18 protein-coding genes and 1 pseudogene are annotated in these 20,378 nt (G+C 74.4%); 6 read left to right on the top strand and 13 right to left on the bottom strand.

Annotated elements, in window-relative coordinates; translation table 11 throughout:
- Both BG452_RS10395 and purD read right to left on the bottom strand, forming a co-directional pair.
- On the bottom strand, positions 1 to 1,281 hold a 1,281-nt coding region (locus BG452_RS10395; protein WP_188303944.1), incomplete at its 3' end, for a hypothetical protein.
- A gap of 646 nt (positions 1,282 to 1,927) precedes the next feature.
- Positions 1,928 to 3,175, bottom strand: coding sequence for a phosphoribosylamine--glycine ligase (gene purD, locus BG452_RS10390; RefSeq protein WP_188303943.1), 1,248 nt, complete (start codon positions 3,173 to 3,175; stop codon positions 1,928 to 1,930).
- A gap of 366 nt (positions 3,176 to 3,541) precedes the next feature.
- Here purD and BG452_RS10385 point away from each other — a divergent pair, with 366 nt between their 5' ends.
- Positions 3,542 to 4,327, top strand: a complete 786-nt coding sequence (locus tag BG452_RS10385) for an SLATT domain-containing protein (RefSeq protein WP_317620975.1) — start codon at positions 3,542 to 3,544, stop codon at positions 4,325 to 4,327.
- Between the two features lie 73 nt (positions 4,328 to 4,400).
- Here the strand turns inward: BG452_RS10385 and BG452_RS10380 are convergent, their stop codons facing one another.
- The 3 genes from BG452_RS10380 to BG452_RS10370 all read right to left on the bottom strand — a co-directional run bounded on the left by BG452_RS10380 (position 4,401) and on the right by BG452_RS10370 (position 7,145).
- Positions 4,401 to 5,048 carry a hypothetical protein gene (locus BG452_RS10380; protein WP_188303942.1) on the bottom strand — a complete coding sequence of 216 codons (648 nt, stop codon included), beginning with the start codon at positions 5,046 to 5,048 and terminating at the stop codon, positions 4,401 to 4,403.
- 114 nt (positions 5,049 to 5,162) lie between these two features.
- Entirely contained in the window at positions 5,163 to 6,188 is a 1,026-nt protein-coding gene (locus BG452_RS10375) for a GntR family transcriptional regulator (protein ID WP_188303941.1), read from the bottom strand.
- 159 nt (positions 6,189 to 6,347) lie between these two features.
- Complete coding sequence (locus tag BG452_RS10370) at positions 6,348 to 7,145, bottom strand: carbon-nitrogen family hydrolase (protein WP_188303940.1); 798 nt, start codon at positions 7,143 to 7,145, stop codon at positions 6,348 to 6,350.
- 172 nt (positions 7,146 to 7,317) lie between these two features.
- On the opposite strand from BG452_RS10370, the gene BG452_RS10365 reads away from it, so the two are divergent.
- Positions 7,318 to 8,139 (top strand): maleylpyruvate isomerase family mycothiol-dependent enzyme, encoded by an 822-nt coding sequence (locus tag BG452_RS10365; RefSeq protein ID WP_188303939.1) that lies wholly within the window; start codon positions 7,318 to 7,320, stop codon positions 8,137 to 8,139.
- Between the two features lie 11 nt (positions 8,140 to 8,150).
- Here BG452_RS10365 and BG452_RS10360 read toward each other — a convergent pair whose 3' ends face one another.
- The 3 genes from BG452_RS10360 to BG452_RS10350 all read right to left on the bottom strand — a co-directional run bounded on the left by BG452_RS10360 (position 8,151) and on the right by BG452_RS10350 (position 12,301).
- The gene (locus BG452_RS10360; protein ID WP_188303938.1) at positions 8,151 to 9,512 is read right to left on the bottom strand and encodes an MFS transporter; all 1,362 of its coding nucleotides are present in this window, start codon (positions 9,510 to 9,512) and stop codon (positions 8,151 to 8,153) included.
- A 128-nt stretch (positions 9,513 to 9,640) separates the two neighbouring features.
- Positions 9,641 to 10,873, bottom strand: a complete 1,233-nt coding sequence (locus BG452_RS10355; protein WP_188303937.1) for a M64 family metallopeptidase — start codon at positions 10,871 to 10,873, stop codon at positions 9,641 to 9,643.
- Between the two features lie 195 nt (positions 10,874 to 11,068).
- Entirely contained in the window at positions 11,069 to 12,301 is a 1,233-nt protein-coding gene (locus BG452_RS10350; RefSeq protein WP_188303936.1) for a benzoate/H(+) symporter BenE family transporter, read from the bottom strand.
- A gap of 205 nt (positions 12,302 to 12,506) precedes the next feature.
- Between BG452_RS10350 and BG452_RS10345 the strand changes: the two genes are divergently transcribed.
- Positions 12,507 to 13,574 carry a hypothetical protein gene (locus BG452_RS10345; protein ID WP_188303935.1) on the top strand — a complete coding sequence of 356 codons (1,068 nt, stop codon included), beginning with the start codon at positions 12,507 to 12,509 and terminating at the stop codon, positions 13,572 to 13,574.
- Between the two features lie 80 nt (positions 13,575 to 13,654).
- On the opposite strand, the gene BG452_RS10340 is transcribed toward BG452_RS10345, so the two are convergent.
- Both BG452_RS10340 and BG452_RS10335 read right to left on the bottom strand, forming a co-directional pair.
- The gene (locus BG452_RS10340; protein ID WP_411292921.1) at positions 13,655 to 14,593 is read right to left on the bottom strand and encodes a dihydrolipoamide acetyltransferase family protein; all 939 of its coding nucleotides are present in this window, start codon (positions 14,591 to 14,593) and stop codon (positions 13,655 to 13,657) included.
- Positions 14,594 to 14,596: 3 nt separating this feature from the next.
- Positions 14,597 to 15,815, bottom strand: a pseudogene (locus BG452_RS10335) (DEAD/DEAH box helicase); the annotation flags it as partial.
- Between the two features lie 699 nt (positions 15,816 to 16,514).
- Between BG452_RS10335 and BG452_RS10330 the strand changes: the two are divergent.
- Positions 16,515 to 17,243, top strand: a complete 729-nt coding sequence (locus BG452_RS10330) for a ferritin-like fold-containing protein (protein ID WP_188303934.1) — start codon at positions 16,515 to 16,517, stop codon at positions 17,241 to 17,243.
- 9 nt (positions 17,244 to 17,252) lie between these two features.
- On the opposite strand, the gene BG452_RS10325 is transcribed toward BG452_RS10330, so the two are convergent.
- The 3 genes from BG452_RS10325 to BG452_RS10315 all read right to left on the bottom strand — a co-directional run bounded on the left by BG452_RS10325 (position 17,253) and on the right by BG452_RS10315 (position 18,740).
- Complete coding sequence (locus BG452_RS10325) at positions 17,253 to 17,576, bottom strand: hypothetical protein (RefSeq protein ID WP_188303933.1); 324 nt, start codon at positions 17,574 to 17,576, stop codon at positions 17,253 to 17,255.
- A gap of 142 nt (positions 17,577 to 17,718) precedes the next feature.
- A complete protein-coding gene (locus BG452_RS10320; protein ID WP_188303932.1) occupies positions 17,719 to 17,946 on the bottom strand; it encodes a DUF3107 domain-containing protein in 228 nt (75 codons plus the stop codon).
- Positions 17,947 to 18,080: 134 nt separating this feature from the next.
- A complete protein-coding gene (locus tag BG452_RS10315) occupies positions 18,081 to 18,740 on the bottom strand; it encodes a TetR/AcrR family transcriptional regulator (protein ID WP_188303931.1) in 660 nt (219 codons plus the stop codon).
- A gap of 218 nt (positions 18,741 to 18,958) precedes the next feature.
- Between BG452_RS10315 and BG452_RS10310 the strand changes: the two genes are divergently transcribed.
- Entirely contained in the window at positions 18,959 to 19,876 is a 918-nt protein-coding gene (locus BG452_RS10310; protein ID WP_223242027.1) for an alpha/beta fold hydrolase, read from the top strand.
- Between the two features lie 308 nt (positions 19,877 to 20,184).
- A partial coding sequence (locus BG452_RS10305) for a DUF3492 domain-containing protein (RefSeq protein ID WP_188303929.1) occupies positions 20,185 to 20,378 on the top strand: 194 nt, incomplete at its 3' end.

Genomic DNA, 20,378 nt, shown 5'->3' with positions numbered 1-20,378 from the left:
CGCGGCCAGCTGCTCGCCGTCGCCCTCGGCGAGCCGGACCAGCAGCCGGGTGAGGGTCGGGGCGCCGGGGCGGGACTGCGGGGCCAGCCGGTCCAGCGCGGACTGCAGGGAGGCGGCCCGGGCCCGCCAGCCGGCGTCCACCGCCTCGGCCGGGTAGTCGGCCCACTCCAGCTCGTGCCAGACGCCGCCCGCCGGGCGGCCGAAGAACAGCTCGGCGGCGAGCCGGGAGACCGCCCGGTCCACCGTGCCGGGCTCCTCCAGCAGGTCGCAGGCGGGGCGGTCGCCGAGCCGGGTGCCGTAGCCGTCGGCCAGCCGGTCGCGGCGGGACAGCTCGGTCAGCGCGGCGACCACTCCGGCGTTCAGGTGCGCCGGGTGGCGGCCGAGCCGCCAGGCGGGCAGCGCGACCCGGGTGAGCAGCCGGTCCCAGCCGGCGTAGGCCAGGCCGACCTGCTCCTGGGCGGCGATCCGCAGGCCGTAGTCGACCGTCCTGGCCTGCTCGGAGGCCCAGCTCGCGACGGACCGCTCCAGCTCGGCGGAGTGGCCGCGGCAGGCGCCCAGCAGCCGGCGGGTGATCCGCCGGGTGATCCGGTCGGCGAACCCGGCCGGGCCGGGGCGGGGCGGGGCGGGCGGCTCGGCCAGGGTGCCGCCGCCGAGGCCGGAGGCCGTGCCCGCGCCGGAGTCCAGACAGGCGTCCAGGCTGCGCAGGAAGCGCCGGGCGGCGGCGATCTCCGGGTCCGCGGAGGCGGCCGTACCGGCCACCACGGGGGCGAGCAGGGCGCGCAGTTCGCCGGCCCGCATCCACCACAGGAAGGGCGAGCCGATCACCAGTACCGGCGCGGGGGGCGCGGCGTGCGGGCGCGGCCCGCGGGGGCGCCGCGGCGGTGCGACGTCCTCCAGCCAGCTGTCGCAGTCCGGGGTGAGGGCCACCGCGGAGGGCGCGGGGACGTCCAGCCGGTCGGCCAGTTCGTCGATCAGCCGGTACAGCTCGGGGGCGGCGGACCGCTCGACCGGCACGGCCGGGGTCCGCGGCGGGACGGCCCGGCGCAGGGCGCGGGCGGTCAGCCCGGCCACCAGCAGGGTCAGCGTGGCGATCGCGCAGAACACCCAGCGGGCGGCGTCCCAGCCGGCGGCGTCGGAGGAACCGGCGGCCCCGATCCGGCCGGTGAACCGGCCCGCGAGCAGGACCACCGCGACGGCGGCGGGCAGGACGGCCACGGCCAGAGCCAGGCCCCGGATCCGCAGGACCGCTTGGGCATGAGCGCGCGCGGTGTCGACAGCCATACGGTGCGGCACCCCCTTCGGAGCCCTCGGGCACCCGCTACGGGCCCTGAGCCGACTCGAAACGATCAGTTCCGACCGGGAAGCGGAGGCGTCCGATCCCCGGCAGTGCATGCTGTGTGGCGCTACTGCCATTTTCGACGCCCCGGTGCGGGCGGGTGTTCCGGATCGGCCCGGTTTCCACTCGTCCCGGTGACGCCGCCCGGTCGTCGAGGTGACGCCGTCCGAAGTCCGGACTCCCACGACCGGTCCGGTGCGAAGCACCGGGCGACCGTCCGGCCGATCGCCGTCCAGCATCCCCCCGCGGGCGCGCCGCTACCCGGCGGCGCCCCCGGCGCACGGCCCGTCGTACGGCGATCCAGCGCACCATAAGGCCGGGCGCCCGGTTACGTCAGCCGGATGCGGGTGCTATCACCCGATGGGCTGGAATCCGCCCGCCGAACGGTGAGTCGCACCCCGGGACCGCCCCCACCCGGGAAACGCCGGAGGCGCTGCGCCCTGTGGGTTGTTTCTCCGCTCTTCCCGGGCTCGCTCAGGGATGACGCGGGCCCTACGACGCGGGCCCTACGGCGCGGGCTACGGCGCGGGCTACGGCGCAGCCCCCGTGCGAGTGGTTCGCACGGGGGCCGCGAGGGACGCGCGGGGTGCCTCAGGCGGTGGCCGCCTTGAGGGCGATGTCGGTGCGGTGCTGGCCGCCCTTGAGGGAGATCCGGTCCACAGCCGCGTACGCGCGCTCGCGGGCCTCGGCCAGGTCGGCTCCGGTCGCGGTGACCGACAGGACGCGGCCGCCGGCGCTGAGCACCCGGCCGTCCCGGTCCGCCACCGTGCCGGCGTGCAGCACGTACGCGGTGCCGTCCGCCTCGGCCTCGGCCAGGCCCTCGATCGGGTCGCCGGTGCGGGGCGCGGCCGGGTAGCCCTCGGAGGCGACGACCACGGTGACGGCCGCCCCCTCGTCCCAGCGCAGCGGCTCCAGCTGGTCCAGGGCGCCGGTGGCGGAGGCCAGCAGCACGCCGGCCAGCGGGGTGCGCAGCCGGGCCAGCACGACCTGGGTCTCCGGGTCGCCGAAGCGGGCGTTGAACTCGATCACCCGGGTGCCGCGGGAGGTGAGCGCCAGGCCCGCGTACAGCAGGCCGGAGAACTCGGTGCCGCGGCGGCGCAGTTCGTCCACCGTCGGCTGGAGGACGGTGTCCAGGACCTCCTGGACCAGCCCGGCCGGTGCCCACGGCAGCGGCGAGTAGGCGCCCATGCCGCCGGTGTTGGGGCCCTCGTCGCCGTCCAGCGCGCGCTTGAAGTCCTGCGCGGGCTGCAGGGGCAGCACGGTGGTGCCGTCGGTGATCGCGAACAGCGAGACCTCGGGGCCGTCCAGGTACTCCTCGATGACCACGCGCTCGCAGGAGGCGGCGTGCGCCAGCGCGGCCGCGCGGTCGGAGGTGACCACGACGCCCTTGCCGGCCGCCAGGCCGTCGTCCTTGACCACGTACGGGGCGCCGAAGGCGTCCAGTGCCTCGGCGGCCTCCTCGGCGGTGGTGCAGACGTAGGAGCGGGCGGTGGGCACGCCGGCGCCGGCCATCACGTCCTTGGCGAAGGCCTTGGAGCCCTCCAGCTGCGCGGCCGCGCCGGAGGGGCCGAAGACCGGGATGCCGGCCGCGCGCACGGCGTCGGCGACGCCGGCCACCAGCGGGGCCTCGGGGCCGACCACGACCAGGTCGGCGCCGAGCCTGGCGGCGAGTTCGGTGACCTGGGCGCCGTCCAGTTGGTCGACCGGGTGAACGGTCGCCACCTGGGCGGTCCCGGCGTTGCCCGGGGCACAGTGCAACTCGGTCACGGAGGGATCTTGGGACAGGGAGCGGCACAGGGCGTGTTCGCGGGCGCCGCCGCCGATGACGAGGACCTTCACGCCTGGCAGCGTAGTCGGTGGCCTGTTCCGGCCGCTCTCCGGTCCCGTCGGATCCTCCAGGAGGAGCGCTCCGTACGCCGATCACGTAGGAGGATCCTCCAAGCCCGGCCGGGCCGGATGTGCGTCGGGTGCCCGGGTCAGGACGGCGGGTCACCGGCGCCTCGCTCGGACGGGTGAAATCTCGCCGACCCCCGCAACCGCCCCACCTCGGGTTCCGGTGGCCGAAACCGGTAACGATCACCGGTGAAGCGCCCCACGGTCAGCCATTTGGCGGTAAGAAGTGCTGTTGGAGAACCACCGGCAGACGTCCCGTCAGCCGATGCGCCGACAGACCAAGCCGCCCGCCCGCCACAGGGAGCCCCACAGGTGAGCCAGCCGGAAATGCAGCCCGAGGAGAGTGCCTGGGGCAAGGAGATCGGTGAGGAGGACCCGCCCGCCGCAGCCGTGGCCCGCCGGGCCTCGACCCGCCACCGGACCGATCTGAGCGCCCGCCAGTTCCCGCTCGGGGACTGGGGCGAGCCCGCCGAGCGGCTGGAGGAGCTCTACCGCTGGTCCGAGGAGCGGGCGGTCGAGGCGATCGAGTGGTACCGCCGGGACCGGATCTGGAAGCGCCGCTGGGCCCGGCTGCTGCGCTTCGGGTCGGCCGGCTTCGCGGTGGGCGGGGTGACCGCCCCGCTGGTCGAGCTCACCGGCACCGTCGCGCACGGCACCGGCTGGGGCTACGTGGGCCTCGCGCTCGCCGCCGCCTGCTACGGCACCGACCGGGTCTTCGGGCTCACCTCCGGCTGGATGCGGGACGTCTCCACCGCGCAGGCGCTGCAACGCCGCCTGGAGGCCTTCCAGTTCGACTGGGCGTCGGAGTGCGTGCGCGAGGTGCTCGGCCCGACCGAGGGGACCGCGGGCGAGGCCGCCGAGCGCTGCCTGGGCGTGCTGCGCCGGTTCTGCGAGGACGTCTCGGACATGGTCCGCACCGAGACCTCGGAGTGGATGCTGGAGTTCCGCGCGTCGATGACCCAGCTGCCCACCCAGTCCGCGGGGGCGTGGGGCGGGCGCACCGAGAGCGGGGTGGGCGCCCAGGTGCGGGTACTGCCACCGCCGGGGACCAGGCCCACCATGCCGCGCCAGCGGCCGCCGGAGGGGCCGCTGCGCTAGGGCGTGCCCCGGCGTCGCGCGCCCGGCGGCAATGGTCGGACACGCCCTCGGCCCGCGGCACGACGCACCAGGGCTACGCGAAGACGATCATCGAGCCCTGGCCGAGGCTCCGGGTCGCCGCCGCGTACAGGCCCGACCAGGCGTGCCGCTCCCGGGCGAAGGGGTGGAGGTCGTCGATCGGCGGTCCGAACGGCTGCTCCAGGCCGGTCGGGCCGAGCGGCCGGGTCGGGTTCGGCGGGTTGAGCGGGTCGATGCCCAGGGCCGGTGCCACGGCCTGGAGTTCGCGCAGCAGCCCGTGGCTGGAGCCGAGCGGGCCGCCGGAGGCGAGCAGCGTGTCGTCCACCAGCGGGGCCGGGAACTCGATCGGCACGTACGCCCCGGCGTGGTCGAAGTGCCAGACCAGGTGGGACTGTTCGGCGCTGCTCTCGAACATCTCCAGCAGCTGCTCGTAGTCGCCGCCGAGCGAGTCGACCGGGGTGATGTCCAGTCCGGTGAGGCCCAACAGGTAGGCGCGGCGCAGGAAGTGCAGCGAGTCGTAGTCGAAGGCGGCTATCGGCTCGACCGCCCCGCTCAGTCCGGGGACGAACCGGTAGACCGGCACCTCGGGCAGCCCGCGCGAGGTCAACACCGTGTTGTAGAGCGCTAGGTCGTCCCGGAAGGGGTTGTCGGGGCTGTGGCTCAGCACGTCCACCAGCGGGACGAGCCAGAGGTCGCAGGCCATGGCCGGCAGTTCCTCTCCGGGCGGCGGGAATCGCCCGCGGGGGCGGGGCGACGGTGGGGGCGGAGTCGGTACCCGGACGGCCCGTGCGGGCGCCCGGTTCGACGCCCGCCCACCCTACCGGCCCGGGGCGGGGTGCGGATCGGGCCGTCCCTGCGGAGCTTCGGGGGGCGGCTCGGGCAGCCGCCGGCCGAACCCGGTGTGCGGCACCCAGCGCGGTTGCGGCACCAGGCCGAGGCCGAGGCCCAGTTCACGGCCCAGCTCGCGGCCGACCTCGTCGCTGCGCCGGGGCCGCCCGGACCGGGCCGTCCCGGGCTCCGGCGCGGACTCCTCCGCCGGCCGGGCCGGTGGCTGCCGGGCCGGTGGCGGCGCCGGCGGTTCGACCGGGACGGGCAGCGGCTCCCCGTCGGCGACCTCGGTGAGCAGCCCGAGCACCGTCACCGACTCCAGCGGCCGCCCGGCCAGCCCGGCCAGCAACCGGGCGGTGAACAGGTTGTACTCGCAGATGATCCGGTGCGCGCCGGTCAGGTCGTGGGTCTCGATCGCGTGGACCAGGTCGGGGTGGCGGTCCCAGCAGACCCCGGCCAGGGTGGGCATCGCCCGCAGGTAGGGCGCGGCGAACATCCAGGACTGCACCCGCAGCCAGTCCAGGTAGTCCCCGATCCGGCGGTTGCCGAGCAGGGCGGAGACCTCCTGCCAGAACCGGCGGTCGCAGCCCACCATCACGTCCAGGTTCCCGGCCCGGGCGGCCCGGACGGCCGCGTCGGCCCGGCGGCGCAGCGAGGGCAGCCGGGTGAGGTCGGGCAGCGCCCGGCGGGTGGAGAACTGGCGGTAGAAGCTGTCGGTGAGCAGCACCCGGGACTCGAAGATCTCCAGGAAGTCCGCCCAGCCCAGCTCCGGCACCGTGAAGCCGCGGTGGTGCTCGGCCCGCAGCAGCCCCTGGGCGCCGAGGTCGACCAGGGCCTCGCGGGCCGGGGTCGCGGAGACGCCGTAGAGGTCGGCGATCTCCTTGACGGTGAAGTTGCGGCCGGCCTCCAGCCGGCCGGCCATCATCTCCTCGCGGAGCGCGCCGGCGATCTGCTCGCGCAGGCTGTTGCGCTGGATGACGGGGCGGGGGGTGTCGCCGGCGCCGGTGCCGGACATGCGCGCGACCTCCTCGGGCGGGCCGCCGTGCCGACCCGCGACGGACCGGCCGACCGGCGGCGGGGAACACGACGAGTGCTCATCTTCTCAAACCGGTCCGGAGCAGGTACGAACCAACCCTCCGGAAGCCCGTGTCCCCCGCCCGTGCCCGGCGAGCGCCTACCGCTGGACCGGCGCCGGGATGCCCAGCAGGCGGTCCCGCAGCACCGGGAAGTCCTCCCGTGCCCGGCCCACCTCGGCCGGGTCGAACTCGACGGTCAGCACCTGCTCGTCCGGCCCGGCCTCGGCCAGCACCCGGCCCCACGGGTCCACCACCACGCTGTGCCCGGCCTGCTCGACCCCGGCGTGGGTCCCGGCGGTGTTGCAGGCCAGCACGAAGGCCTGCTCCTCCAGTGCCCGGGCCCGGGCCAGCAGCGTCCAGTGCTCCCGCCGCTTGGCCGGCCAGGCCGCCGGGACCACCAGCAGCTGGGCGCCGGCGTCCAGCAGCGCCCGGAACAGCTCCGGGAAGCGCAGGTCGTAGCAGGTGGCCAGGCCCAGGGTGCCGAACTCGGTCGGCGCGGTGACGATCTCCTGCCCGGCGCCCATCACCACCGCCTCGCCGCTGTCGAAGCCGAAGCGGTGGATCTTGCGGTAGGTGTGCACCAGCTCGCCGTCGGGGGCGAACAGCATCGAGGTGTTGTAGATCGGGCCGTCCGGATCGCGTTCGACGATCGAACCGGCGTGCAGCCAGACCCCGGCGGCCCGGGCGGCGGCCGCCATCGCGTCCGAAGTCGGCCCGTCCAGCGTCTCGGCGCCGTCCGACCAGAGCTCGTGGGCGAAGCCGCCCAACGGCCACAGCTCGGGCAACACCACCAGGTCGGAGCCCTGCTGGGCCCGTACCAGCGACGCGGCCCGGGCCCGCCGTTCGGCGGGTGGCTCGGCGTCGGAGACCGCGAGTTGGATCAATGAAGCGCGCACAGTACCACCGTCCACGGCAAGAGACCTACGATCGTCACCCGAAAGCGCTGCCCAGCTGTCTCCCGGCAGCGTAACGTGCGGTTAGCGTGCGCGCCCGGAAGCCGGCCATCCCGGCCGAGAGCGACGGCCGGGCGCGGAGCGTAGGAAAGCTGACGGAGGGCCGGAGATTCCCGTGACGGACAACCAGACCGTGCAGGCTTACACGGAGGCGTGGACGCAGAGCATCGAGTCCATATCGGAGCTGGTCGCCCCCCTTCCCGAGGGCTCGTGGAACCGGGCCACGGAGTGCACCGGCTGGTCGGTCCGGGACGTCGTCTCGCACGTGATCGCGGTGGAGTCCGAGCTGCTCGGCGACCCGCGCCCGATCCATGCGCTGCCGCGTGACCTTCGCCACGTGACCACCGAGTTCGCCCGCTACGTCGAACTGCCGGTCGACAAGCGCCGCTGCCACACCGCGCTGGAGATGACCGGCGAGCTGGAGTACACGATCATCCGCCGCTCCCGCGCGCTGCGGAACGCCAAGCAGACGCCGGACGAGCCGGTCCGCTGGCCGGCCGGCCCGCTGGCCAGGGACATCCCGTACCACGAGCTGCTGCGGGTGCGGGCCTTCGACGTCTGGGTGCACGAGCAGGACCTCCGCCGGGCCCTGGAGACCCCCGGCAACCTGGACTCCCCGGGAGCCCTGGTCACCCGGGACTACCTGCTGCAGTTCCTGCCCAAGGCCGTCGCCCACCAGGCCGGCGCCCCGGCCGGGACGGCCCTGGTGGTGGACGTGACCGGCCCGGTGGAGTTCCTGCGCACCGTCCGGGTGGACGCGGCCGGCCGCGGCTCCGTGGACGAGTCGATCAGCCTGGCCCCCGACGTCCAGCTCACCATGGACTGGGAGACGTACGTCCGGCTGGCCTGCGGCCGCGGCCGGCCCGGCCCGGTGGGCGTCGAGGGCGACAAGGAACTGGCCGAGCGGGTGCTGGCGAACTTCTCGGTCACCGTCTGAGGTTCAGGGGGTCAGGAGGCGGCTGCGACCTTCCGTCGCAGCCGCAGGATCATCGCCGTGCCCACCGCCAGCGGCACGTACTGCCAGCAGAACGCCCAGCGGAAGGCCTCGGCCGAGTACGCCCCGGCGCCGGCCGGGGAGAGCGCGTCCAGCAGCACGCCGATGCCGAACAGGGTGATCATCGTGCCGATGAAGCCGCCCATGTTGACGATCCCGGAGGCGGTGCCGAGCCGCTCCACCGGGTTGCGGGCACGCGCGAAGTCCAGGCCGACCAGCGAGGCCGGGCCGTTACTGCCCATCACCAGGATGATCCCGAGCAGCAGCCAGAACGGCGGGTGCCCGCCCGGCCAGGCCAGCACCAGCGCCCAGCCGAGCCCGGTGGCCACGAGGGCGCCGAACACGATCGGCATCCGGGCCCGGGCGGTCCGGGAGAGCAGCCGGCCGAAGACGAAGCCGCAGGTCATGTTGGAGAGCACCAGCACGGTCAGCAGCCCCCCGGCCTCGCCGCGGGTCATCCCCTGGGCCTCGACCAGGTAGGGCAGGCCCCAGAGCAGGCCGAAGGCGTTGCCGGGGAACTGGGTGGTGAAGTGGATCCACAGGCCCAGCCGGGTGCCCGGCTCCCGCCAGCAGTCCAGGACCTGACGGCGGACCTTCGGCCGCTCCCGCCGCTCCCCCGCCGGCCGGACCGGCTCCTCCTGCGCCGGGGTGTCCTGGAGGAACAGCGCGACCAGCGCGAACACCGCCACGCCGAGCAGCGCGATCGCGGCGAAGGTGGGCGTCCAGCCCTCGCTGTGCAGCGCCTGGGCGAGCACCACGGTGGTGACCAGGTTGCCGCCCATCCCGGCCAGCCCGGTCAGCTGGGCGACGAACGGGTTCTTCGCCGCCGGGAACCACCGGGCGGCTATCCGCAGCACGCTGATGAAGGTCATCGCGTCGCCGCAGCCGAGCACCGCCCGGGAGGCCAGCGCCGGGGCGAAGGAGGAGCTGAAGGCGAAGGCCAGCTGGCCGGTGCTCAGCAGCAGCACGCCGAGCAGCAGCACCCGGCGCGGCCCGAACCGGTCGACCAGCAGGCCGACCGGGACCTGCATGGCCGCGTAGACCAGCACCTGGAGGATGGAGAAGGTGGACAGCGCCGAGGCGCCGATGCCGAAGCGCTCGGCGGCGTCCAGTCCGGCCACGCCGAGGCTGGTGCGGTGGATGACGGCCAGGATGTAGACGCTGACGCCGATGGACCAGGCCAGCCAGGCCGCGCGGCCGCCGGGCGGCGCGGGGACGGTGGCGGCGGGGGGCCCGGCGGTGGCCGGGGGCTCGGCGGTGGCTCGGGGAGCGGGGACGGACAGGGGCGGGGCTGAGCGGGCGGGCTCCACGGTCATAGTCCGTCCAGGTTAGTCATCCCATGATTGGACGCCCAGATCCGGGGGGTGTGACCTCGCGGACGCCGGCCGGCGCGGTCGCGGACGGCAGCGGACGGCGGAGCCGCCGGTGCCGGTGGCCGGGTGGCTCAGCCGGTGACCGTCCAGGACACCGACCGGGTCATGTAGCGGTCCCGGAAGGCCTCGTCCCGCACCCAGTCCGTGGTGTCCCGGACGGTCGCGGTCACGGTCGCCGTCCGGCCCGGGGCCAGCTCCAGCAGGGCGGTGTCCAGCCGGCCGCCGTCCACCGCCTGCGGGGCGACCGGAGCGCCGTCCACCTTCCAGTCCACCTGGAGCTGCCGGGTGCCGGTCAGCGGCAGCGGCCGGACGTCCAGCCGGGGGCGTCCGGCGACCTCGCCGGGCGGCGGCGACGGGGCGTCGGTGGGGCGGACCTTGCGGTACAGCTCCTCGATGATCGCCTCGCGGGAGGGCAGGTTGTAGGCGCTGCCGAGGGTGCGCATCACCGAGTCGGGGGTGGGCCGGTAGAGGCCGTTGGCGCTGCGGTACGCCCCGACGGTGCCGGCGCCATCCGGTGACACCGCGCCCAGCCAGCGCCACCACTTGGTCTGCTTCTTGCGCATGTCGTCGGCGTTGAGGGTGGAGAGGTTCGGGTAGTCGGCGTCGTCCGGGGCGCTGTCGTACTCGTCGCCGAGGTCCCCGACGGTGTGCCCGATCTCGTGCTGGATGATCCGCCCGGCGTCCGGACTCCCCCCGGCCAGGGTGGTCACCCCGGTGCCCCCGGCGCCGCCGTACTCGCCCGAGTTGGCGAGCGCGATCAGGTACTGCGGCCCGGCGCTGTCCCCGGCATAGCGGGCGGTGGCGCCCTCGTCGGCGCAGAGCAGCCGGGCGGTGCCCTCGCACCAGAAGTGCATGCCCAGCGGGGTGGCGGGGTGGCGGCCGCGGCTCTCGCTCTCGGCTATCCCGGAGACCGGGGAGACCACCTCGACCCGCCGTATGTTGAAGAACCCCTGGTAGGTACGGAACGGTTCGATGTCCATCAGCGCGTGCCAGGCCTTGTCGGCCTGCTGCCGGAAGGCCTCCTGTTCGTCCGCCGTGTAGCCGTCGCCGAGCAGCACCAGGGTGATCCGGTTGGCCGGGTCCCCGGTGCGGCGTATGTCGAAGGTCGGGGCGGCCACGGGCAGCCGCTGGTCGGCGCGGAGCGCGGTGTGCGGCGGCAGTGCCCGGTCGGCGGGGGCGCCCGCTCCGATCACGCCGAACGGCGAGGGGCCGACGAGTTCCAGGGCGGCCGGGAGTACGGCGGTGGACACCAGTACGAGGGCGGCCAGACTCCGGACGAGACGGCCAGGGTTGCCAGCAGGCATACGGGTGCGTCCTCGGGGCTCCGGTCACCCGGTGTCGCCCGGGTGGTGGAGCGGAGACGTACCCGGACCGGCGTGTCGCCCCTACCGGCCGAAGAAAATGTCACCGACCTGGCCGAACGATTCCTTTCATACCAGAGATACCAATCAATCTCGGCGCATCACTCCCGAGGGTGCTTCCCCCGCCCCCTCGGCGCATCACTCCCGGGTCCGCCTCCCCCACTCCAGCACCAGGTGCGTCCCGAGCCCGAAGAGCAGCCCCCAGAACGCCGAACCGATGCCGAACAGGCTCATCCCCGAGGCGCTCGCCAGGAACGTCACCACCGCCGCGTCCCGCCCGCGCTCCTCGGCCACCGCCGCCGCCAGGCTGCCCTGCAGCGAGGCCAGCAGCGCCACCCCGGCGATCACCGCGATCAGCTCCTTCGGCAACCCGGTGAACAGGCTCACCAGCAGCCCGCCGAAACTGCCCACCACCACGTACAGCACGCCCGAGGACATCCCCGCGACGTACCGCCGACGCGGGTCCGGGTGGGCCTCCGGGCCCGAGCAGATCGCCGCCGTGATCGCCGCCAGGTTCACCCCCGGCGAGCCGAACGGCGCCATCAGCATCGACACCGCGCCGGTCGAACCGATCAGCAGCCGGTCGTCCGCCCGGTAGCCGAAGGCCCGCATCACCCCGAGCCCGGGCGCGTTCTGCGAGGCCAGCGTGACGATGGCGAGCGGCAGCGTCAGCCCCACCAGGGCCGACCAGGAGAACGCCGGCACCGTCAGCACCGGCACCGTCGGCCCGCCCGAGCCCAGGTGCAGCGGCAGCCCCACGGTCAGCGCCGCCAGCACCCCGCCCACCACCAGCGCGACCGGCACCGCGTACCGGGGCGCGAACCGCTTGGCCAGCAGGAAGGCCAGGAAGCTGCCCACCACCAGCACCGGCGCACCGTGCACCGCGCCGAAGATCCCGGCGCCGAAGGAGAACAGGATGCCCGCCAGCATCGCGTTCACGATCCCCACCGGCACCGCCGCGATCAGCCGGCCGAACCAGCCCGTGACCCCGAACAGCGTCACCACCACCGCGCTCACCAGGAACGCCCCGACCGCCTCCCGGTACGGGTAGCCACCCAGGCTGGTCACCAGCAGCGCGGCACCCGGGGTGGACCAGGCGGTGATCACCGGCGTCCGGGTCCACCAGCTGAGCGCGAAGCCGCTCACCCCGCTGCCGATCGCCACCGCCCAGATCCAGGACGCCGTGTGCGCCGCGTCCAGCCGGCCGGCGGCGGCCGCCGCGAGCACCACCACCAGCGGTCCGGAGAACGACACCGCGACGCAGACCAGCCCCGCCAGCAGCGCCGGCGCCGACACGTCCCGCCGCAGCGACCGGCGTTCGCCGCCCCCGCCCGCCGTCTTCTCCGGTCGAATCGTCAGCTCATCCGTCATTCCGGCAGTATCCCGAAGCCCGGCCGAAGACTTCCGAAAAAACTTCTCGATCCACCTGCAACCCCCGGCGGGGATGGACGTCTATCAGGGTGAAGGCACGGAGAGCGAGACCGGCGGAGCCGGGGGGCGCTTCCGCTCACGAGGAGCGGAGCCGGTCGTCTTCACCCACCACACCGTCAGACCCATGACCCTGGGGAGTCACGTCATGCGCACGTCCGTTATCACCCGTATTGCGAAGAACGACCGCGCCTTCTCCGGCCGCCGCCGCATCGCCGTCCTCGCCGCCACCACCATCCTCGCGGGCGGCGTCCAGGTCCTCGCCACCGGCAACTCCGCCTGGGCCTGCGGCGACGACGCCGACGCCGCGCCTGCCGTCACCGCGCCCGCCGTCACCGCTCCGGCGACTCCGGCCCCCTCGGCCACCTCCTCGGCCCCGACCTCCGCCCCGACCTCCGCCCCGACCTCCGTCGCGACGGCCGTCGCGACGGCCGTCGCGACGGCCGCTGCCCCCACCCCGGCCGCGCACAACGGCTCCTACAACGTCGGCTTCCACATGACCCCGAACGGCCAGACGATCATCGCGGGCGGCGAGAAGGTCGAGATCGGCGTCAGCGTCGGCAACTTCACCGGCGCCCCGTTCCAGAACGTCTCCCCGATGCTCGGGCTCTACGGCCGGGACCTGCGGCTCGAGGACCTCACGGTGGAGGTCGCCACCGCCGGCGGATGGAAGCCGATCGGCCTGCGCCACGGCTGCGACCCCACGCTCTTCACGCTCGTCACCCCCGCCACCACCGCCCCCCGCGTGGAGGACGGCCATGTCGTCAACTTCGGTTTCCGAGTGGGCATTTCCTCGAAGGCGCCGAAGGACCTGACCGATGTCGAGATCGGCCTGCTCGCCCAGGCCCCCGGCTTCCCCGCCGAGCGCGGGGAGAGCCACACCTTCCACGTGGCTCGGGCCATCGACCCCACCGAGCCGGCCAAGCCCGCCAAGCCCGCGCCCACCACCACGCCCGCCAAGCCCGCCAAGCCGGCTCCGGCCGAGCCGGCCGCCGACCGCACCCCGGCCGAGGCCGCCGAGCCCACCGAGGCTCCCGCCGAGCCCGCCGCGCAGCCCGCCGCCGCGCCGGCCACCACCGCCCCGGCCGGTGCCGCCGAACTCGCCCACACCGGCGCCGCCGAGACCGACACCTTCCTCGCCACCTCCGCCGCCGCGCTGCTCGCGCTGGGGGCCGGCGTCCTGCTCGCCGTCCGTCGCCTGCGCCGTCAGCGGTAGTCGACGGGCGGGTACGACGAAGGGGCCCTGCTCCGCACGGCGGTGCGGAGCAGGGCCCCTTCGTCACGTCTCCCGGGGCGTCAGCCCCAGGTGATCAGGCGCTTCGGGAACTCCAGCAGCCCGGCCACGTCGGCCAGCACCCTGGAGCCCAACTCCCCGTCCACCAGCCGGTGGTCGAAGGAGAGTGCGAGCGTGGTCACCTGACGCGGGACCACCTTGCCCTTGTGCACCCACGGCAGCTCCCGGACCGCGCCGAAGGCCAGGATGGCCGCCTCGCCCGGGTTGAGGATCGGGGTGCCGGTGTCGACGCCGAAGACGCCGACGTTGGTGATGGTGACCGTGCCGCCCTGCATGTCGGCCGGCGAGGTCTTGCCCTGCCGGGCGGTCTCGACCAGCTCGCCGAGCGAAACGGCCAGGCCGGTAAGGGTCTTGGAGCCGGCGTCCTTGATGTTCGGGACGATCAGACCGCGCGGGGTGGCCGCGGCGATGCCGAGGTTGACCTGGCCCTTGAGCACGATCTCCTGGGCCGCCTCGTCCCACTGGGCGTTGATCTCCGGGTGCCGCTTGATCGCCACCAGCAGCGCCTTGGCGACCAGCAGCAGCGAGCTGACCCGGACGTCCCGGCCCAGTTCGCCGCTCTCCTTGAGCTTGCGGACGAACTTCATGGTGCGGGTCACGTCGACCTGGACGAACTCGGTGACGTGCGGGGCGGTGAAGGCCGAGGCCACCATCGCCTGCGCGGTCGCCTTGCGGACGCCCTTGATCGGCACCCGGACGTCGCCCCCGACAAACACCGGCACCGGCGCCGCCACGGCCTCGGCCGCTTCGACCACGGCCGGCTCGGCGGCCGGAGCCACCACGGCGGCCTGGGCCGCGGCGTGGGCGTGCAGGTCCTCGCGGGTGATCACGCCGTCCCGACCGGTCGGGGTGACGGCCCGCAGGTCGATGCCCAGGTCCTTGGCCAGCTTGCGCACCGGCGGCTTGGCCAACGGCCGCTCGCCGACCGGCCCTTCGGCCACCGGCGCGGCCGGAGCGGGCGCCCCGCCCGCCGGTCTCGCCGAGGTCCTCGATCTCCTCCGCGCCGAGCCCGGCCCGGGTGCGCTCCGAGCGCGGCAGGACACCCTTGGTGCCCGGCGCGATCTTCAGCAGCTCGTACAGGTGCGGCGAGGTGGAGTAGGTCTCCTCCGGCTCGTTGAACGGCAGGTCCAGCGCCTTGTTGATCAGCTGCCAGCGCGGGATGTCGTCCCAGTCCACCAGGGTGACGGCGGTGCCGGAGGCGCCGGCCCGGCCGGTGCGGCCGATCCGGTGGAGGTAGGTCTTCTCGTCCTCGGGGCACTGGTAGTTGATGACGTGGGTGACGCCCTCGACGTCGATGCCGCGGGCAGCCACGTCGGTGCAGACCAGGACGTCGACCTTGCCGTTGCGGAAGGCGCGCAGCGCCTGCTCGCGGGCGCCCTGGCCGAGGTCGCCGTGGACGGCGCCGGCCGCGAAGCCGCGCTGGGTCAGCTGGTCGGCCACGTCGGCGGCGGTGCGCTTGGTGCGGCAGAAGATCATCGCCAGCCCGCGGCCGTCGGCCTGCAGGATGCGCGAGACCGTCTCGACCTTGTCCAGGGAGTGGGCACGGAAGATGTGCTGCTCGGTGTTGGCGACGGTGGCGCCGGTGTCGTCCGGGGCGGCGGCCCGGATGTGCGTGGGCTGGCTCATGTACCGGCGGGCGAGGTTGATGACCTGGCCCGGCATGGTGGCCGAGAACAGCAGGGTCTGCCGCTTGGCCGGCAGCATGGTGATGATCTTCTCGACGTCGGGCAGGAAGCCCAGGTCGAGCATCTCGTCGGCCTCGTCGAGGACCAGCGCGCGGACCTTGGACAGGTTCAGCTTCTTCTGGCCGGCGAGGTCCAGCAGTCGGCCCGGGGTGCCGACCACGATGTCGACGCCCTTGTTGAGCGCCTCGACCTGCGGCTCGTACGCCCGGCCGCCGTAGACCGCGAGCACGCGGACGTTGCGGACCTTGCCGGCGGTCTGCAGGTCGTTGGTGACCTGGGTGCAGAGCTCACGCGTCGGGACGACGATCAGCGCCTGCGGGAAGTCGGAGAGCTGCTCCTCGGTGGCCCGGCCGGCGTCCACGTCGGCGCGCACGATGGCCCGCTCGATCAGCGGGAGGCCGAAACCGAGGGTCTTGCCGGTGCCGGTCTTGGCCTGGCCGATGACGTCGTGGCCGGTCAGCGCGACCGGGAGGGTCATCTCCTGGATGGGGAAGGGATGGACGATGCCGACGGACTCGAGGGCCTCGGCGGTCTCCGGGAGGATCCCCAGGTCCCGGAACGTCGTCTTGATGGGTTCAGCGGTGGTGGACAGGGTGCTGCCTCTTCCGTTTTCGGAGGGGCCGAGAGCGAGCGGCGGGCGGGCAGCCGCGCGGCTGCGTACGGGCCTGGGCGGCCCTGATGACAGCTGCGCGGACGCACAACCGCGCCGGTCCCTGCGGCCGGCCGGTGCGCGCGGCCCGATGACGGGGCGCGTCGCCGGCGGCGTCGGGGAAATTCCCGTGAGGGACCTGCGCGGGACCTCCGCCAGGTGGGCGTGGTCTCGGCGGCCCTCGCTCGGCCACTGATGCGGTGCCAAGGCTTGAAGTCCAAGCCATGGTCGGAGCCGATCGGCTCTCCGACCGGGCATCCGCGTACGTGAGTACCCGTGCCTCCGGTGCGGACACGTCCGAGGGACGCGCTGCCGCTAGGGAGCGGGCTCGTGCGGGCCACCGAGACGGCGGTGACACCGTGCGAACACGACGGGGCTCCGTACCACCATACAGTCAGCCGACGACTCGAACACGTGACGCGTCTGACATTGCCCCCGGCGACCGGCCCCTGATCGGCCGATCCGGCAGGTCACCCGGGTGCGGTCGGTGGTGGGGCGGCCGCTCCCCCGGGACTAAGGTGGCGGGTCATGGAGACCCAAGGTGAGACGCAGGACGGCACGGGCGGCTCGATCGGCGACTGGGCCACGTGTTCGGCCGAGCCGGGCTACCGCGCGGCGGTACTGGACCTGCTCGGCGCGCTCGCGTACGGCGAGCTGAGCGCCTTCGAGCGGCTCGCCGAGGACGCCAAACTGGCGCCCGACCTCGCCGACAAGGCGGCCCTGGCCCGGATGGCCTCCGCCGAGTTCCAGCACTACCAGCGGCTGCACGACCGGCTCGCCGAGATCGGCGCCGACCCGCAGGAGGCCATGCGCCCCTTCGTCGAGCCGCTGGAGCTGTTCCACCGGATGACGGCGCCCTCGGACTGGCTGGAGGGCCTGGTCAAGGCCTACGTCGGGGACGCCATCGCGACCGACTTCTACCGCGAGGTGGCCGTCCGGCTGGACGACGACACCCGCGACCTGGTGCTCGGCGTCATGTCCGACACCGGCCACGGCCAGTTCGCCGTCGACAAGGTCCGCCAGGCCATCGAGGCCGACCCGCGGGCCGGCGGACGCCTCGCCCTCTGGGGCCGGCGGCTGATGGGCGAGGCGCTCAGCCAGGCCCAGCGGGTCGTCGCCGAGCGGGACGCGCTGTCCAACCTGCTGGTCGGCGGCGTCCAGGTGCAGGGCTTCGACCTGGTCGAGGTCGGCAAGATGTTCAACCGGATCACCGAGGCGCACACCCGGCGGATGGCCGCCCTCGGCCTGGCCAGTTAGCTCCCCGCGTCACACCGGCCGGTGCCGCCGCGCGCGGTGGGCGCCGGCCCGGTGCGGGTGGTGCCGGTGCGCCGGGGCCCGCCCGGCGGCGAGGTCAGGCCGGGCCAGCAGCGAGGTGAGCACCCCGGCGGCCAGCGCCGAGAACGCCACCGCGACCACCGGGTGGCGCCCGTCCAGGCAGAAGTGCGCGAGCACCCCGCCGAGCAGCGCCGCGGCCGTCGCCGTCCCCGCCACCAACGGGCGGGAGGCCCGGAAGTACCCCGGCAGGCCGAGCAGCGCGGCCGCGGCCGCGACCAGGCCGACCAGGGCGAAGACGATCGATTCGACCAGCAAGGCGGCCTCCCCGGGGGACGGACGTGCGGCACCGGCGCCGCACCTGTCGCCGTACCCAGGCCGAACTGGCCGTACACGCGACGGTGCCCCGCTCCCGGGAGGGAACGGGGCACCGGTTCGGACCCTTTTCGCGGGCGGCGCCTCAGGCGGTGCCGAAACCGACCTTGCGGACGGCCTGCTCGCCGATCTCCACGTACGCCAGGCGCTCGGCCGGGACGATGACGCGGCGGCCGTGCTCGTCGGTGAGCGAGAAGAGCTTGGTGGAGCCCTCCAGCGCCTTCGCGACCGCGCTCTCGACCTCATCGGCAGTCTGCGAGCTCTCGATCACGATCTCGCGGGGCGCGTTCTGCACGCCGATCTTGACCTCCACGGCTTCCGTCCCTCCGGGGTTGCAGCCTCCACGCGCGGTCATCGGAGCGCCTGGGACAAGCGACCGCGGCGACCGCGCCGTACGGCTTCACCATAGAGCACCCGATCACCGCCCAGGCGAAGGTCAGCGGATCGTCAGCGCTGAGCGGAACCCTCCGGGGCGAGGTCGCCCGGGTGCATCGGGAAGCCCTTCAGGCCCCGCCAGGCCAGGCTGGCGACCAGCCGCACCGCCTCGTCGCGCGGGATCTCCAGCCCCTGCGACAGCCAGTACCGGGCGGTGATCTGGGCCAGGCCGCAGACCCCGGCGGCCAGCAGCTTGGACTCCGCCTCCGGCAGGTCGGTGTCCTCCTGGATGACCTTGCTGACCAGCGTCGCGCTCGCCTCGGAGGCCCGCTCCACCCGCTCGCGCACGGCCGGCTCGTTGGTCAGGTCCGACTCGAAGACCAGCCGGAAGGCACCGGACTCGCTGGAGACGTAGTTGAAGTACGCCTCCATCGTCGCGGCCACCCGCAGCTTGTTGTCGGTGGTGGTGCCCAGCGCCTCGCGGGTCGACTCGACCAGGGCGTCGCAGTGCTTGTCCAACAGCGCCAGGTAGAGGTCCAGCTTCCCGGGGAAGTGCTGGTAGAGCACCGGCTTGCTCACCCCGGCACGGTCGGCGATGTCGTCCATGGCGGCCGCGTGGTAACCCTGCGCGACGAACACCTCCTGGGCGGCACCGAGCAGTTGTTCACGGCGGGCGCTTCGCGGCAGGCGGGCACCGCGCGGGCGCTCCTGCGCCTCTTGGATGGCCGTCACGGCGCTCCTCACTTCGGGGTTGATCGGGGCTGGCAAGAGGGCCGATTCTACTTTTCGGTAACCGCGTCGGCCCTTGGTGAACGCGAGAAAAGCTGCCCGCCCGCTTGTCAGGAGCCCACAATACGGCGCTGACCTCGGCGTCGGCAGTGGTGTGACGAGGGATGGGACGGCCGGACCGCCCCGCCGCCCCCGGCCGGGGCTCACTACCATCGTCCACCATGAGCAGCGCTGAGCAGCAGGTACGTACGGTCGAGGTCCCCGGTGCGGTGCTCGCGGTGCACCGGCCCGCCGGGGCGGCCCGGATGCCGGGGGGCGGCACCGACGGGCGCGAGCCCGGGCTCTTCGTGCACGGCCTGGGCGGCTCGGCCGGCAACTGGAACGACCTGATGGACCGGCTCGACGGCCTCGTCGACGGCGAGGCCGTCGACCTGCCCGGCTTCGGCCGCTCCGGTCCGCCCGCCGACGGCAACCTCAGCCTCTCCGGCCACGTCCGCGCCGTCATCGGCTACCTGGAGGCCTCCGGCCGCGGCCCCGTCCACCTCTTCGGCAACTCGCTCGGCGGCGCCGTCGCCGTCCGGCTCGCCGCCCTGCGCCCCGACCTCGTCCGCAGCCTCACCCTGGTCTCGCCCGCCCTGCCCGAACTGCCCCCGCAGCGCTCCGCCTGGCCCACCGGCCTGCTCGCCGTGCCCGGCCTGCCCGCCCTGCTGCGCCGGCTGCCGGCCGGCCGGCGCGACGCCGAGGCCGCCACCGAGGACCTGCTGCGCCTGGTCTACGGCGACCCGGCCGGACTGAGCCCGGCCGCCCGGGCCGAGGCGGTGGCCGAGTACCGGCACCGGCTGGAGCTGCCGCACGCGATGCCGGCGCTGGTCGGTTCGGCCCGCGGCATCGTCTCCGCGTACACCGAGCGCGGCGACCAGGCGCTGTGGCGGCAGGCCGAGCAGGTGGAGGCGCCGGTGCTGCTGGTGTACGGGCTGCGCGACCGGCTGGTCGCCTACCGCTCGGCCCGCCGGGCCTGCGCGGCCTTCGCCGACGCCCGGCTGCTGGTGCTGCCGGAGTCCGGGCACGTGGCGATGATGGAGCACCCCGACGCGGTCGCCCGGGCCGTGCGCGAGCTGATCGCGGCCGCCGCCCGCTGAGCGGACCGGGCCTATACGGCGCGGCCCCTCACCCGTCGACGGGTGAGGGGCCGCGCCGTATAGCGCGCGTCAACGGCCCGGTCCGGGCCGAGGTCACGGGGGTTCACTCGTTCAGGTGGCAGCCAGGCATGTGACCGATGGGCGGCCGGAAGCCGGTCCTACCGTTCTGCTGCCGGACCGAACAGGTGTGGGGGAGAGCCGCAGACACCGGGCCACTGGGTGGGTGACAAGCGACAGCAAGGGTCCCGGCGTTCGGCCCCGCGGCTCCGGTCGCCCCTGGGAGGGGCAGCAACCCTAGGAGGTCTCCCGTGCGCGTCGCCCTGCTCACCGAGGGTGCCCGTCCGCATCCCGACCGTGGCGCCGGACCGTGGTGCGACCGGCTCGCCGAGGGCCTGCCGGAGCACGAGTTCGAGCTGTACCTGCTCACCGGCCCGGACGGCCCGGGCGGTGTCGCCCGGCTCCCGGCCGCCCGGCACGGCGCCCGCTACCTGCCGGTGCCGGG

The organism is Streptomyces sp. CBMA123 (assembly GCF_014596465.1).
Taxonomy (GTDB): Bacteria; Actinomycetota; Actinomycetes; order Streptomycetales; family Streptomycetaceae; genus Kitasatospora.
This window is presented reverse-complemented; position numbering and strand designations above follow the sequence as displayed.